Annotated in this window: 13 protein-coding genes; 5 read left to right on the forward strand and 8 right to left on the reverse strand. The window is 31.1% G+C overall.

The window, feature by feature from the left end:
* The first annotated feature begins 61 nt into the window (after nucleotides 1-61).
* A complete protein-coding gene (locus tag CW731_RS12455) occupies nucleotides 62-307 on the forward strand; it encodes a hypothetical protein (RefSeq protein WP_100947029.1) in 246 nt (81 codons plus the stop codon).
* Here the strand turns inward: CW731_RS12455 and CW731_RS12460 are convergent.
* Nucleotides 304-1278, reverse strand: coding sequence for an endonuclease (locus CW731_RS12460; protein ID WP_100947030.1), 975 nt, complete (start codon nucleotides 1276-1278; stop codon nucleotides 304-306). The genes CW731_RS12455 and CW731_RS12460 overlap by 4 nt on opposite strands.
* 274 nt (nucleotides 1279-1552) lie before the next feature.
* On the opposite strand from CW731_RS12460, the gene hflX reads away from it, so the two are divergent.
* Nucleotides 1553-2764 carry a GTPase HflX gene (hflX, locus tag CW731_RS12465; protein WP_100947031.1) on the forward strand — a complete coding sequence of 404 codons (1212 nt, stop codon included), beginning with the start codon at nucleotides 1553-1555 and terminating at the stop codon, nucleotides 2762-2764.
* A gap of 144 nt (nucleotides 2765-2908) precedes the next feature.
* On the opposite strand, the gene CW731_RS12470 is transcribed toward hflX, so the two are convergent.
* The 6 genes from CW731_RS12470 to CW731_RS12495 form a co-directional block, all read right to left on the reverse strand.
* The gene (locus CW731_RS12470) at nucleotides 2909-4024 is read right to left on the reverse strand and encodes a CNNM domain-containing protein (protein WP_100947032.1); all 1116 of its coding nucleotides are present in this window, start codon (nucleotides 4022-4024) and stop codon (nucleotides 2909-2911) included.
* A gap of 91 nt (nucleotides 4025-4115) precedes the next feature.
* The gene (locus CW731_RS12475; RefSeq protein ID WP_100947033.1) at nucleotides 4116-5033 is read right to left on the reverse strand and encodes a DUF3078 domain-containing protein; all 918 of its coding nucleotides are present in this window, start codon (nucleotides 5031-5033) and stop codon (nucleotides 4116-4118) included.
* Between the two features lie 62 nt (nucleotides 5034-5095).
* A complete protein-coding gene (locus tag CW731_RS12480; RefSeq protein ID WP_100947034.1) occupies nucleotides 5096-5959 on the reverse strand; it encodes a DUF3078 domain-containing protein in 864 nt (287 codons plus the stop codon).
* 44 nt (nucleotides 5960-6003) lie between these two features.
* Nucleotides 6004-6513, reverse strand: a complete 510-nt coding sequence (locus tag CW731_RS12485) for a DUF2480 family protein (protein WP_100947035.1) — start codon at nucleotides 6511-6513, stop codon at nucleotides 6004-6006.
* Nucleotides 6514-6612: 99 nt separating this feature from the next.
* The gene (locus CW731_RS12490) at nucleotides 6613-6933 is read right to left on the reverse strand and encodes a DUF59 domain-containing protein (protein WP_100947036.1); all 321 of its coding nucleotides are present in this window, start codon (nucleotides 6931-6933) and stop codon (nucleotides 6613-6615) included.
* A gap of 11 nt (nucleotides 6934-6944) precedes the next feature.
* Nucleotides 6945-7370, reverse strand: coding sequence for a SufE family protein (locus CW731_RS12495; protein WP_100947037.1), 426 nt, complete (start codon nucleotides 7368-7370; stop codon nucleotides 6945-6947).
* Between the two features lie 72 nt (nucleotides 7371-7442).
* Here CW731_RS12495 and CW731_RS12500 point away from each other — a divergent pair, with 72 nt between their 5' ends.
* The 3 genes from CW731_RS12500 (at nucleotide 7443) to CW731_RS12510 (ending at nucleotide 14357) form a co-directional block, all read left to right on the forward strand.
* Complete coding sequence (locus CW731_RS12500) at nucleotides 7443-8369, forward strand: PfkB family carbohydrate kinase (RefSeq protein ID WP_100947038.1); 927 nt, start codon at nucleotides 7443-7445, stop codon at nucleotides 8367-8369.
* 88 nt (nucleotides 8370-8457) lie between these two features.
* Nucleotides 8458-10356 carry an amidophosphoribosyltransferase gene (locus CW731_RS12505; RefSeq protein ID WP_100947039.1) on the forward strand — a complete coding sequence of 633 codons (1899 nt, stop codon included), beginning with the start codon at nucleotides 8458-8460 and terminating at the stop codon, nucleotides 10354-10356.
* A gap of 107 nt (nucleotides 10357-10463) precedes the next feature.
* Entirely contained in the window at nucleotides 10464-14357 is a 3894-nt protein-coding gene (locus tag CW731_RS12510) for a T9SS type A sorting domain-containing protein (RefSeq protein ID WP_100947040.1), read from the forward strand.
* A gap of 105 nt (nucleotides 14358-14462) precedes the next feature.
* Here CW731_RS12510 and CW731_RS12515 read toward each other — a convergent pair whose 3' ends face one another.
* A complete protein-coding gene (locus CW731_RS12515) occupies nucleotides 14463-15071 on the reverse strand; it encodes a superoxide dismutase (RefSeq protein ID WP_100947041.1) in 609 nt (202 codons plus the stop codon).
* Nucleotides 15072-15110: the final 39 nt, after the last annotated feature.

Consider the following 15110-nt stretch of genomic DNA (forward strand, 5'->3'; position numbering starts at 1 on the left):
TAATTTGTGAAATTCGTGTCTTTTTTAAAAATTAAAGATAGAACTTTTGTAGTTTTGCAATATGAAATTAGCGTTAAAAATAATGTTTGTTATCTTTATTATTTGGGTGACTACTGGGTTGTATCTTGTGAGTACAGAACACGAAAAAGCACAAATTGTAATGGGTTTAAGTGTGTTCTATTTTTCGTTTTTATTTATGCCATTCTTTATTTACTACAGATATAGAGATGGTAAATACAAGAAATATATCTTAAACGACGAAAAATTAATGAAAGCTTTTAAAGGACAGGGAAAAGAAAGAGATTAATCTTCCTTTTTTAAAAAAGCATATACTGGAAAATGATCTGAAAAGCCACCTTGGTACCAAGGCCCAATATAGGTTCTAAACGGACTTCCTTTTAATTTACCTTTAAAAATCTTCAACCATTCTTTATTAAAAACTTCTGCATGTTTAAAGTGAAGTTTTCCTTCTTTTTGCTCTAGAAAGTTTTTAGAAAATAGAATTTGGTCAAATAAATTCCATTTGCCATTATAGGTTAAAGAGCCTCTTTTTTCTGGATTCAAAATACTCTCCATCGGATTTATAAAATCATCAGAAACCAACGTTTTTACACTATTACTTGTTGGATTATCATTAAAATCTCCCATTACAATAATTTTTGCATCAAAATGAGTGCCTTTAATTTGTGCAATAATAGTTCTTGCAGTTTCTGCAGCTATTACTCTTTTAGGTTCACTCTCTACAATACCTTCTCTTCTAGAGGGCCAGTGATTTACAAAAATATGTACCAATTCGCCACGTAAATTTCCAGTTACTTTTAAAATATCTCTGGTGTAGTCTCTTTCGCCTTCATCATTGTTTAAAAACACAGGAAAGGTTTCTGAAGTTAAAAGTTCGAAAAACTGTTTGTTGTACAAAAGCGCAACATCAATACCACGTTCATCTGGCGAATCGTGATGTACAAAACCATAATGATGCTTTTTTAGATTCGAAGAATATACCAAATCGGAAACCACTTTTGCATTTTCAACTTCTACCAAACCAACAATTGCTGGTGGATATTTAGAGCGATTCAATCCTAATTTAGAAATTACAGAACTTAATTTTTTAATTTTAATTCGATAGCGTTTGTCAGTCCATTTTCTTTTTCCATCTGTTGTGTAGTCGTCATCAAAAGTTTTAGGATCATCAACTGTGTCAAATAAGTTTTCAACATTGTAAAAGCCAATAGTTGTTATTTTATCACTTTGTTTTAATGATGTAATAGATGGAAACATAGATTATAAATTTTTAGTAATTGTAAATATTATACTTTTTTACTTTACTTCAATAAATAAGCGTGGTTTTGTGATAAACCTATTTTTTAACACAAAGTAATAGTTTTCTTAATATACTTTTAACAACTATATTTCAATTTTAAAACTAATTTTGTCTCGCAGAAAACGTTGTAAACTTTTTGTATTTGAATTTGAATTAATGAATTTAACGGTAGCTTTTGTTACCGTTTTTTTTATGCTTTAAAGAGAAGAATAGTTTGTACTTTTGTAATCTATGATAGACGCAAAAGAGGCAATCTCAGAAAAAGCAGTTTTAATTGGTGTAATTACACAATTACAAAACGAAACACAATCTGATGAGTATTTAGATGAGTTAGAGTTTTTAACAACTACAGCTGGTGGAGTTACTGTAAAACGCTTTGTTCAAAAGATGGAAAAACCAAACCCTAAAACTTTTTTAGGTGTTGGAAAATTAGAAGAAGTAAGAGCTTATATAGAGTCTAATGGTATTGGTACCGCTATTTTTGATGACGAATTGTCGCCAGCACAAATACGAAATATAGAAAAAGTTTTAGATTGTAAAATCTTAGACAGAACCAATTTAATCTTAGATATTTTTGCACAAAGAGCACAAACAAGTTCTGCAAAAACACAGGTAGAATTAGCACAATGTCAATATTTATTACCAAGATTAACAAGACTTTGGACACACCTTGATAAGCAAAAAGGAGGTATCGGAATGCGTGGTCCTGGTGAAACAGAAATTGAAACAGACAGACGTATTATTCGTGATAAAATAGATGTACTAAAAAAGAAATTGCTTACAATAGATAAGCAAATGGCAGTTCAGCGAAAAAATCGTGGAAAAATGGTACGTGTTGCCTTAGTTGGTTACACCAATGTTGGTAAATCTACATTGATGAATGTAATTAGTAAAAGTGATGTTTTTGCAGAAAATAAATTGTTTGCTACTTTAGATACAACCGTTAGAAAAGTGGTAATTAAGAACATTCCGTTTTTAATGACAGACACCGTTGGTTTTATTAGAAAACTACCAACACAATTGGTAGAATCTTTTAAATCTACATTAGATGAGGTTAGAGAAGCAGATTTATTATTACATGTTGTAGATATTTCACACCCTAATTTTGAAGATCATATTGCTTCCGTAAATTCTATTTTAGACGATATTAAATGTGCAGACAAACCTACTTTAATGGTTTTTAATAAGATTGATGCATATTCGCATGAAACCATTGAAGATGATGATATTGTTACCGAAAGAACCAAAGTACATTTTACATTAGAAGATTGGAAGAAAACTTGGATGAATGATAAGGACGAAACTTCAATCTTTATTTCTGCTTTAAACAAAGAAAATTTAGAAGATTTTAAGGAGGTTACGTATGAAGAAGTAAAGAAAATTCATACAGAACGTTTTCCTTACAATGACTTTTTATATTATGAATATAAAGAGGAGGAATAGGTTATTCTAATCCTTAATTTTAAAAAAAAAACATTTTAATTACCTACAAGATTTTTATGATTTTGTAGGTAATTAATTTATAAAGAGAATTAAGTAGAGAAGACATACTGTCAATAGTCTTTGAAGTTTTCTTATAATAATATATTACTTATTGTCTTCGTCTTCAATAATTCCCATTCTTTTAGCACGTTTTTCCCAAGATTTTCTAGCATGTGCTTGTAAATCTGCAACAGAATCACTTTCGTCCATAATCTCTAAACCCAATAACGTTTCAATCACATCTTCTTGAGAAACAATTCCGCTTACAGAGCCATATTCATCAACCACCATAGCAATATGCTCTTTTTCTTTAATTAATTTATCAAACAAATCAGGAATCGATAGCTCTCTCTCTGTAACAATAATATCTCTTTTTATAGAAGCTAAGGTTTGTTCGCTTTTACCATCAATCATTGCTTCGAGTAAATTATCTTTTAAAAAATAACCGGTAATTGCGTCTGGATTTTCAGAAAAAACAGGAATTCTAGAAAAACGTAATTTTTTATGTTCATTGTAAAAAGAACCAATGGTTTGTGTCTCATCTGCAATTTCTAAAACAGATCTTGGTGTCATTACATCATTTACCTTTACCTCTTTAAAACCTAACAAATTTCGAATAACCTTACTTTCATTTTCTTTGAAAACACCATCTTTTTCAGCCATTTCTGTCATCACTAAAAAGCTTTCTCTACTTAAAATACTTCCATGTCCTTTACCGCCAATTAGTTTTGTTGTTAATTGTAAAACCCAAAGAATTCCTGTCCATTTTAATGGAAAAATCATTATGTTTAACGCCTTAGAAGTAAAGTTTGCTAGTTGTTTCCAGTAGGTAGCACCAATTGTTTTTGGTATTATTTCAGATGCTACTAAAATAAGAATCGTCATTACTGTAGAAACAATTCCTACCATAACGTCTTCTGTAACTTTAATTCCGAAAATAGTTTTTATTTCAGTTCCATAAATCTCTGCATAAGCAACTTTCGCTTGTACACCTACTAAAATAGCACCAACAGTATGTGCAACGGTATTAATTGTTAAAATAGCAATTAAGGGCTTGTCTACGTCTTTTTTAAATATTTCTAATTGATTTGCATATTCTGCACCTTCACTTTTTTTAAGGTTGATAAAAGTAGGTGTAATACTCAGTAAAACAGCTTCTAAAATAGAACACAGAAATGAAAAGAATATAGAAATAGTTGCGAAAATTATTAATAAAGTCATGAGCAATTTAGTTTGAAATGCAAAGTTACATAAAATAAAAAAACCTCAAGAATTTCTTCTTGAGGTTTCGTTTGAAATATTGTTGTGTTATTTAGAACGCATAGCTCATACCTAATAAGTAGTAAGATTGTAATTTATTATCTACAGTATCAAAAGTTTCTGTAGGGAAATCAATTAAAGCATTATTTAAAGCTTCTTGTTTGTTTTTACGCAAACCTAATTCGAACCCAACTCCAATTCCTTTCCAGATTGTGTACCCAAAAGAGTTTGTCCAGGTCCAGTTAGATAAATCAGAAGTTTTATAACTTTGGAAAATAGATAAATTAGACTTTACACTTAGTTTTCCATATTTCTCCGTGTAATCTGCAACAACTTTTGCACCTAAAGAAGATTCAAAAACAGTATCTCCACTGCTAAAAACAAAATTGTAGTTACCTGGATGCATTACAACAACTAAGCTGTTTGTTGGCGTCCAAGTTAAACCAGCACCTAAATCTAAATACCCAGGATCATTAAAATTATCTATTATGGTAGTTCTGTATTCTGCTAAAGCAGAAAGTGCCCATTTTTTATTTAATCTTTTACCATACAAAGAAGAAATTGTAAAAACATCTGTAGCTGTATCAAAACCTTCGTCTCCAGCAACACCTTTTTCGTCTAATTTTACCCAACCTAAATTAACTGCGGCAGAGTTTCTCCAGAAAAAATCTTCTTCAATTAAATTAGCGAAACCATTTACAGTAACACCAATATTACCAGCAGATGCAGTAGGTGCAGTTCTAGAGTACCAGTTGTTAAAACCAGAGATACTTCCTCCTATGGTACCAAAAGCACCTTTTTTCCAACCTGGAAGTGCATCAATTTTTGCTTGAATGGCTTTTACTTCTCCTTGTAATTTAGCTATTTTTGCTTTTTTAGGAGCTTGTTCTTTTTTTAACTCGTCAGCAGTTTGAGCCTTTGCTGAAAAGCTAATACATACTAATAAAATTAAGATTGATAATTTTTTCATTTTGTCTATTTTTTAATTTAGCGTGCAAAAATACACTTTTATTGTTTTTAGACAAGAAATTATTAATAAGTCACTTTTTCGTGGAAACTATAATTTAAACCCAAGCCAAATAATTGTCGAAACTGTATTTTACTAGAAGAATTATCGTCGATAATTGTATGAAAAGACATGTGCATTTTAATGCTTTTATTTACCTTAAAATGAATATTTGTTTGATAATCTAAATCTACATTACCAACATTTGCTAAATAATCTGAATACATTGTTAGGATATTTTCCATCTCAACATTTTCCATTACACCAAATTTATAATATCCAGAAAAGTTAAAACCTAAACCAAATGCAGTGTTTTTTCCTTCATCTACACCGTATTTTCCTGAGAAAAAGTCACTTACCAATGTGTACCTAGCAGTTGCGGGTGCAATGTTTAAGTGAAGATCATCAGATTTTTTCCATAACATTCCTGGTCCAAAAGTTAAGTAAGCAGGAGACAAGAATTCTGAAACTAATAATTTAGGCTCCTTTTTATAATCATACCCTTTTGTATACTGAGTTTTAAAATTCCCAATAAAAGACAAAAACCAGTAAGTTGCCGTTTTTATTCCTAAAAGTGTATTTAGTTCAAAACGGTCATTTGTTTTTCTATAGCCTTTTTCGTTAATGTGACTTAAACCATAACCGGTAATTATTCTAGTATCCCAGTTTACATTTTTTTTCTTGTAGTTAAAATCGTAATTCACATCAATATTTCCTGCAACTGTATTTTGACCACCAGAAGCCCAATTAGAAAATGAAGATTGATTAAATATAAAAGCAAACCTTCCATTAATTTTCCATTTAGGTTTGGGTAGGGTGTCATGTTTCTTCTTCTGTGAATAGGAAGTTGAGGCTAAGAGAATTAAAAAAAGAAGGAGTAATCTTCTCACTATGAATTTAAATTTAAATTAATGTTATCTTTTAAAACAAAAAATTATTTTTTTGATTTATATAAAGGTACCGTAGAGCAAGCTTCACCAAACATAATTGACTTAGCGATAGGTTGTAATTTTGCAATTAAAAAAGCAAAGGCAGAATTAGGAATTGGTTTTTCTGCACATCCTTTAATAATTACTGGGCAATCTGTAAAATCTTTTAAATCTACAAAATTTAATAATTCTTGATATAAGACTGTTTCTAATAATTCTAAATCTCCAATGACTACTTTGTTAGCAAAAGGTGTTATTTCTGCAGCGATTAACATAAAAGCCCAAGAAGGAACAATAGCGTCTACAGAGCAAGTTATGGCAACAAAACAATTTTTATATTGAGACCAATCGTGGTTTTTAACAGATGCTCTAAAGTCTTTTTCTTTTAAAATAAGCTCTTCAAATAGCCAGTCTTTAATATCAAACACAACTCTTTTTCCTTCGGGATAAATTTCCTCAAGATCAAATGTTTTTAGTTTGCTATTTGCAACTCTATTTATAATTTCTTTTGCCATCTTTTGTTATTAGTTTCAGAGTTAAGATTCTTTTTTGTTCCTGATCTAAATGATATCAGTATTCAAAATTATATTGAATACTGATATATTGAATACTTTTTAAAGCATTCCTAATTCTAACTTTGCTTCTTCGCTCATCATTTCTGACGTCCAAGTTGGGTCGAAAGTAATTTCTACCTCACAGCTGTTAATTTCTTTTAAAGACTTTACTTTTTCTTCAATGTCAACAGGTAAGCTTTCTGCTACAGGGCAATTTGGTGATGTTAAGGTCATTAATATCTTAGCATTGTTTTCTTCAGAAACAAAAACATCATAAATTAAACCTAATTCATAGATGTCTACAGGTATTTCTGGATCGTAAATTGTTTTTAAAACTGCTACAATTTTGTCTCCAATTTCTTCTAATTCTTTATCTGTCATTATGTAATTTCTTAATTTGCTAGTTTTGTTTGTTGTGCAATTGCATACATTTTTATTTGCTTTACCATAGAAACCAATCCATTTGCTCTTGTTGGGCTTAAATGTTCTTTTAAACCAATTTCATCTATAAAAGTGGTTTCGGCAGCTAAAATATCTGCTGGTTTTTGTTCTGAGAATACGCGCAATAATAATGCCACAATTCCTTTGGTTAAAATTGCATTGCTATCTGCAGTAAATTTTAATTTATCAGCATCTAATTCAGAATATAACCACACTTTAGATTGGCAACCTTTTATTAAGTTTTCATCTAATTTATGTTGCTCAGATATAATAGGTAAAGATTTACCAAGTTCTATGATATATTCATAGCGTTCCATCCAATCATCAAACATAGAAAACTCGTCAATAATTTCTTCTTGTATTTCTTTAATAGTCATTTTTAAAACTTATTTTTGCACTTTTAAAAAGCGATTTTTGTAAGATACAAAATTACGCATAAAATCTAAGAAATGAGTAAATTATTAGCAGTTGGTACTGTAGCTTTTGATGCTATTGAAACACCTTTTGGTAAAACAGATAAAATTTTAGGCGGTTCTGGAACTTTTGTAGGTTTGGCAGCATCTCAATTTGGAGTAGAAACAGGCGTTGTTTCTGTTGTTGGAGGAGATTTTCCTGCTTCGTACCTAGAAATGATGAATTCTAAAGGAATTAATACCGATGGAATTGAGGTTGATAAAAATGGAAAAACTTTTTTCTGGAGTGGAAAATATCATAATGATATGAATTCTAGGGATACTCTAATTACAGAATTAAATGTTTTAGAAACCTTTACACCCGTTGTACCAGAAAATTTTAAAGATGCTGGTATTGTAATGTTAGGAAATTTACACCCATTAACGCAAGCATCTGTTTTAGATCAGATGAATGAAAAGCCAAAATTGATAGTTTTAGATACTATGAATTTTTGGATGGACATTGCTTTAGATGATTTGCATACCGTTTTAAAAAGAGTAGATGTAATTACTATTAATGATGAAGAAGCAAGACAATTATCTGGAGAATACTCTTTGGTAAATGCAGCTAAGAAAATTCATGCGATGGGACCTAAGTATGTAGTTATTAAAAAAGGAGAACATGGCGCTTTATTGTTTAATGAAGGAAAAATGTTTTTCGCACCAGCTTTACCGTTGGCAGAAGTTTTTGATCCAACAGGAGCAGGAGATACTTTTGCAGGAGGTTTTTGTGGGTATTTAGCAAAAACAGAAGATATTTCTTTTGAAAATATGAAAAATGCAATTATCTACGGTTCTAATTTAGCTTCTTTCTGCGTAGAGAAGTTTGGTACAGAACGCATGCAAGAGCTTACAGTAAAAGAAGTTAAAGTGCGCTTACAAGCTTTTAAAGAATTAACACAATTTGATATAGAATTATCTTAATTTTAATCCGCAGTTTCGACTGCGGATTTTTTTTTCTTGATACAACACTAGATTTAACAACACACAACACAACAAAAAATTAGATACAATGAGTGATGCTATTAAACACGAATGTGGAATTGCACTTGTTCGATTAAAGAAACCTTTACAATTTTATAAAGATAAATACGGTTCTGCTTTCTACGGAATTAATAAGATGTATTTATTAATGGAAAAACAACACAATCGTGGTCAAGATGGTGCTGGTTTTGCAAGCGTTAAATTTAATGTAGAGCCAGGAACTAGATATATTAGTAGGGTTCGTTCTAATAAATCGCAACCAATACAAGACGTTTTTGCTCAAATTAACGATCGCTTAAATAATGTCCTAGAGGAAAATCCGGATAAAAAAGACGACGTTGCATGGCAAGAAGAAAATATGCCATACATCGGTAATTTATTTTTAGGACATGTTCGTTACGGTACTTTTGGTAAAAATAGTATCGAGAGTGTGCATCCTTTTTTACGCCAAAGTAACTGGAAACATCAAAACCTAATAGTTGCCGGTAACTTTAATATGACAAATTCTAAACAGTTGTTAGAAGAATTGGTAGAATTAGGGCAACATCCAAAAGAGTTTACAGATACGGTAACTGTAATGGAGAAAATTGGGCATTTTTTAGAAGATGAAGTGGCTAAGCTATATCAAAAAGCGAAGAAAAAAGGGTTTAGTAAAATAGACGCTTCTCCTTTTATTGAAGAAAATTTAAGCATTAAAAAAGTTTTAAAAAGATCTTCTAAAAATTGGGACGGTGGTTATGCAATGGCAGGTTTGGTTGGTCATGGAGACGCATTTGTGTTGCGTGATCCTAACGGAATTAGACCAACGTATTTTTATGAAGATGAAGAAGTTGTAGTTGTAGCTTCAGAAAGACCTGTAATACAAACTGTGTTTAATGTAAAAATAGAAGATGTTCAAGAATTAGAAAGAGGGCATGCTTTAATTATTAAGAAAAACGGTAAAACATCTATTAAAGAAGTATTAGAGCCAAGAGAGAAAAAATCTTGTTCTTTTGAACGTATTTATTTTTCTAGAGGAAGTGATGCATCCATTTATGAAGAAAGAAAAAATTTAGGAAAATTAGTGTTTCCAAAGATTTTGAAATCGATTGATAGCGATATTTCTAACACTGTTTTTTCATACATACCAAACACTGCAGAAACTTCTTTCTACGGAATGACGGAAGCTGCGGAAGATTTATTAAATCAGCAAAAAACAGCAAAAATTTTAGAAGGAGGAACAAAGTTATCTGCGGAAAGAGTTACAGAAATTCTATCTGAAAGACCTCGCTTTGAAAAAATAGCGATTAAAGATGCGAAACTAAGAACTTTTATTGCTGATGATAGTAGTAGAGATGATTTGGTAGAACACGTGTATGATATTACGTATGGTGTTGTAAAACCAACAGATAATCTTGTTATTATAGATGATAGTATTGTTCGTGGAACGACATTAAAGAAAAGTATTATTAAGATTTTAGATAGATTAAGCCCTAAAAAAATAGTAGTAGTTTCTTCTGCACCACAAATTCGTTACCCAGATTGTTACGGAATTGATATGGCTAGAATTAATGATTTTATTGCCTTTAAGGCAGCAATTGAGTTGTTAAAAGATACAAATCAGGAAAGTGTTATAGACGAGGTTTATAAAAAGTCGAAAGCACAGCAATCTAAAAAAGATGAAGAAATAGTAAATTTTGTAAAAGGAATTTACGATCCTTTTACTACAGAAGAAGTTTCAGCTAAGATTGCTCAAATGCTAAAAACAGAAGATATAAAAGCAGATGTTGAGGTTATTTACCAAACGGTAGAAAATTTACACATAGCTTGTCCAGATAATTTAGGTGATTGGTATTTTACAGGAGATTATCCAACTCCAGGAGGTCATAGGGTTGTAAACGAGGCGTTTATTAATTATTATGAAGGGAATGATAAAAGAGCTTATTAATTTGTAAATAAACGAATGTTTTTTTAACTTGTTGAAAAATTATCTAATTACTTAAGAATAACTCCCCAGAGAATATCTTAAGTGTAGTATTAGCACAATCTATAATTATGTTAAAACAAGCACAACAAAGAGTTTATATTCTTTTCCTTTTATTAGGAATAGTCACTTTTGGTCAAACCACAGTAATTATTAATGAAGATTTTTCTGGAGGTGTCTTACCTACAGGATGGAATAATATAGATAATGGAAGTAGTCCTATTTCAGGTCAAATTTGGGAATTTAATTCAGCAAGAGGAATAAGTGCTGGTGATATTAATGGTAATTATGCTATTTTAAATAGTGATAATTATGGTAATGGAAACAGTCAAAATGCAACTTTAGAAACACGTGAATTTGATACAGGGATATACGACGTTATTACTTTAGAATTTGATTATCAATATAGAGATTATCAATCTCCAGAATCTTGTATCGTTGAAGTTTTTAATGGTGCCACTTGGGAAACAGTTGCTAGTTACACAACTAATTCTGGAGCTAATTATATAGCTGTGGACAATGGAGCCACACATGTTATTTTAAATATTACAACTCAATCGAATGCTGCGTCAAATGTAAAAGTTAGGTTTACTTATACTGGTGATTGGGATTATTGGTGGGCAATAGACAATGTTAAGGTTACCGGAGAAACCGTTCCAACAAATACTACTCATTTAGGTCCTGGAGGAGTCGGTGGAACGGATGGTGGTACTAGTTTAGTTTTATGGTTGAACGCCAATGATATTAATGCTGATGGTATAACAACAAATAATCCTGCAAATTCTTCACCTTTAGTTTCTTGGAATGATTTAAGTGGATATGCCAATAGTTACACTCAAGGAAATACTGCAAATCAACCAACATTTAATAAAACCTCAATAAACGGATATCCAGCAGCAAATTTTGATGGAAGTGATTTTATGAGTGGTTCTGATAATAGTTATAATGAAGGTACAGCTTTATTTGTATTGAATGCATCAGACTTTACTAGTAGATCTAGGCTTTTTAATAAAGCAGGAAGTACCTCGATTAGATTTGAACAATGGAATAATTCTGGAAATATAGGATTTACAAGGTACGGAGTGGCTGATTATGACAGTGGAATTAATTCTCCTTTTGGATTAGATGCTATTTTAAGTTTTTCTAAACAAAGTGCTGCTAATTCATATGAAATAAGAAAACTAACAGATACTTTAGAAGACTCATTTACGCTTAATGTTGGCAGTACTACAGCCCCTATTTCCACTATTGAATTCGGGAATTTTACAAATGGAAATGTCTCAGAAATAATAGTGTATTCAACGGTTTTAAACATGACAGAGAAAATTATTACCGATAATTATTTGACAGCTAAATACGGTTTAACTCTTCAAAATAATGATTTTTACACGCAAGACAATTCAGGATTTAATTTTGATCATGATGTTGCAGGAATAGGACAAGCAACAGACGGTTCAAATCATACAGATTCTCAAGGAACAGGAATTGTAAGAATGTATAACCCTAGTGCTTTGGCTAATGATGAATTTTTATTTTGGGGAAGAGATAATAAAGCAACAACCACCTTTGTTACAAATACTAGTAATTATCAAGAAAGAATATCTACAAAATGGAGAGTAAGTAAAAGAAATGATGTTGGTAGTGTTAGCTTTATTTTAGATTTAAATGGAATAGATATTTCTGGAAAACAATTATGTTCAGCCTTAAAATTGGTTGTAGATAATGATGGCGATTTATTGTCTCCAACGTCTACTTATGAATTAACAGATGTTGGAGGAGGCTTTTATAAAGCAAGCAATGTCGTTTTTGCAGATAACGATTACTTTACAATTGAATATCAGGACTTAATTGTTGTAGATGGAACGAAATTTTATAACGGTTCTGGTGCATTGAGCGTACCAAATAATTCTGATAGTTGTTATAAGTTGTTAGTTAAATCTACTGCAACTGGTACCTTAGCACTAACCGAAAATGCAAATGTTAGAGAAGTAGAGGTGGAAGCTGGAGGGAAATTGGTAATTAACTCAAACCTAGGGCTAGAAGTTGCACATGGAGTTCAGTTAAATGGAGATATAAGATTAATTGGCGGAGCACAGTTAATGCAAACCCATTTAGGAACGTCGACAATTACAGGTTCGGGAAAATTGTATGTTGATCAAAACTCTGAAGTTGAAAGTATATACCTCTATAATTATTTTTCATCACCAGTAGCAACTGTTGGCCAAAATAATTATACAGTTGCAAGCGTAATGAAAGATGGTACAACACCAACTTCATTAAGTTCTTTGCCATCAGATATAGGTTTTATTGCTGGGTTAGACGGTAATTTTAATGGGTCTCCAATACAGTTAGCGAATCGTTGGATATATACGTATGATGATTTAGGAAGCGGAACATATGCTTATGATAATAATTCAGGAATCGGAAGTACAAAAGTAATAAACCCAGGTAAAGGCTATATTTTAAAAGGACCAGGAAGAGCACAAAATTACACATTTGTTGGAACTCCAAATGATGGAAACTATACATATACAGGTGTTCCTTCAGGTGTAAATGTTTTGATCGGTAACCCTTATCCATCAGCATTTAATATACAAAAGTTTCTAACAGACAACTCATCTATTGGAGCTACGGCTTATTTGTGGCAACAAGCAGATGTTAGTAATGCAGAAGACGTTCTTGGACATTATAGTAGTGGTTATAATGGTGATTATGCAACTATAAATACATCTACCTCTACACAAGCAACTGCGCCAACGCAAGTTGATGTTGTTATTGAAGCCGAAAGTGCAATATTAGGAGGAGGTAGTTCAATTGTTGGTGATAAAGTAGAGTTGACTTCTGCTAGCGATAATCTTAGCTTTAACTTTAATAAACTATCTAAGCCTGTAGATGGTATATATATCGTTTATGAATCTCTATCTTCTAAAAATATAGATATAGATATTAATAGTGTTAGTCAATTAACAAGTGTAAATCTACCAAATACATCTGGTGTTTTAACTACCCTTAAAGTACTAGTAACAATTCAGCCAGACGATATTGTCTTATTAAAATCTAACGATGCAAATCTAACTGCTATAGATAAGGTTTTTGGGAGGCAAGAATATTCATATACAGCGCCGCCATTTAATCATTTGGCAATTGCTCAGGGTTTTTTCTTTAATACCGATAATGCAGGTGACTTGTTGTTTAATAATAGTCAAAGAGCTTTGGTTCCTGAAGGTACAGGAGGTTCTTATTTTTTAAAAACGAGTAAAAAAGATAAAATTGATGATTTGCCTATATTAAAATTAGGAATGGATTTTTCTCCAATTTTAAATCAAGTTTACCATAAGCAAATAGCTATTTCATTCAAAGAAGGAAACTCATTTGATTATGATAGAGGTTTTGATAGTAAAATATCAGATAGGCAAGTAACAGATATGTATTGGAAATTTCCAGAGGACGATAGTTTTTATACAATAGCAGGGGTGGAACAAATTAAAGAAAATTTAGAAATTCCTTTAGAAATAATTATAGAGAAAGCTCAAACTGTAAGTATTAATATTGATAAAACTCAAAATATAAATAATCTTATTTACTTAAAAGATACCAAATTAGATTTGACCTATAATTTAATGAATTCATCAGCAAAACTTAATTTAGATGCTGGGTTGTACGAAAATAGGTTTTATATTGTTTTTAAGGAATCTACCTTAAGTATTGAAGACGACTTTTTAATGAATTCATTTAAAGTATACCATAATAGAAAACTAAAAGAATTAACAATTCAAAATAATACTGAGACAAACATAAAGCAGGTGCTTGTTTACAATCTTTTAGGTCAAAAAATAATAGAAGTTAATGATGAATTTCAACTAAATAAAAAAGAGGTTATATTAAAAACAAACAGCCTAAGTAATTCTATTTATATAATAACAATAGAAACTGAAGAAGGAGTAGTTTCAAAGAAGTTTTTTTAAAGAGAGCTTTTACAAGCACAAAAAAAGCATCCAATTAATTGGATGCTTTTTTTTAATTTATAAGTAAATCACTTCTTGTATAAAAAAGGAGATACTAAAGGTAACTTATTTTGCTTCAGCATATCTGCGTTCAACTTCATTCCAGTTAATTACATTAAAAAATGCATCAATATAATCTGGTCTTCTGTTTTGGTAGTTTAAGTAATATGCATGTTCCCAAACGTCTAATCCTAAAATAGGAGTTCCTCCACAAGTAACACCCGGCATTAATGGGTTGTCTTGGTTTGGTGTAGAACAAACTTCTACTTTACCGCCTTTATGTACACATAACCAAGCCCAACCAGAACCGAATTGTGTTGCAGCAGCTTTAGAAAAAGCTTCCATAAATGCTTCTTTAGAGCCAAAAGCAGCTTCAATAGCGTCTTTTAATTCTCCAGAAAGGTATCCTTTGTCTTCAGGGTTCATTACTGTCCAAAATAATGAATGATTGTAAAAACCACCACCATTGTTTCTAACAGCGCCATTACTCATGTCAAGATTAGTTAAAATATCTTCAATAGACTTTCCCTCTAAATCAGTTCCTTCAATTGCTCCGTTTAATTTTGTTGTATATCCGTTGTGATGTTTGCTATGGTGAATTTCCATAGTTTTAGCATCTATATTTGGTTCTAATGCATCATATGCATATTCTAACTCTGGTAACTTAAAAGCCATTTTTTTATATTTTTAAAGTTCGTATTTGTTTTTTGCTAG

Origin of the sequence: Polaribacter sp. ALD11, from assembly GCF_002831685.1 — a bacterium.
GTDB lineage: Bacteria > Bacteroidota > Bacteroidia > Flavobacteriales > Flavobacteriaceae > Polaribacter.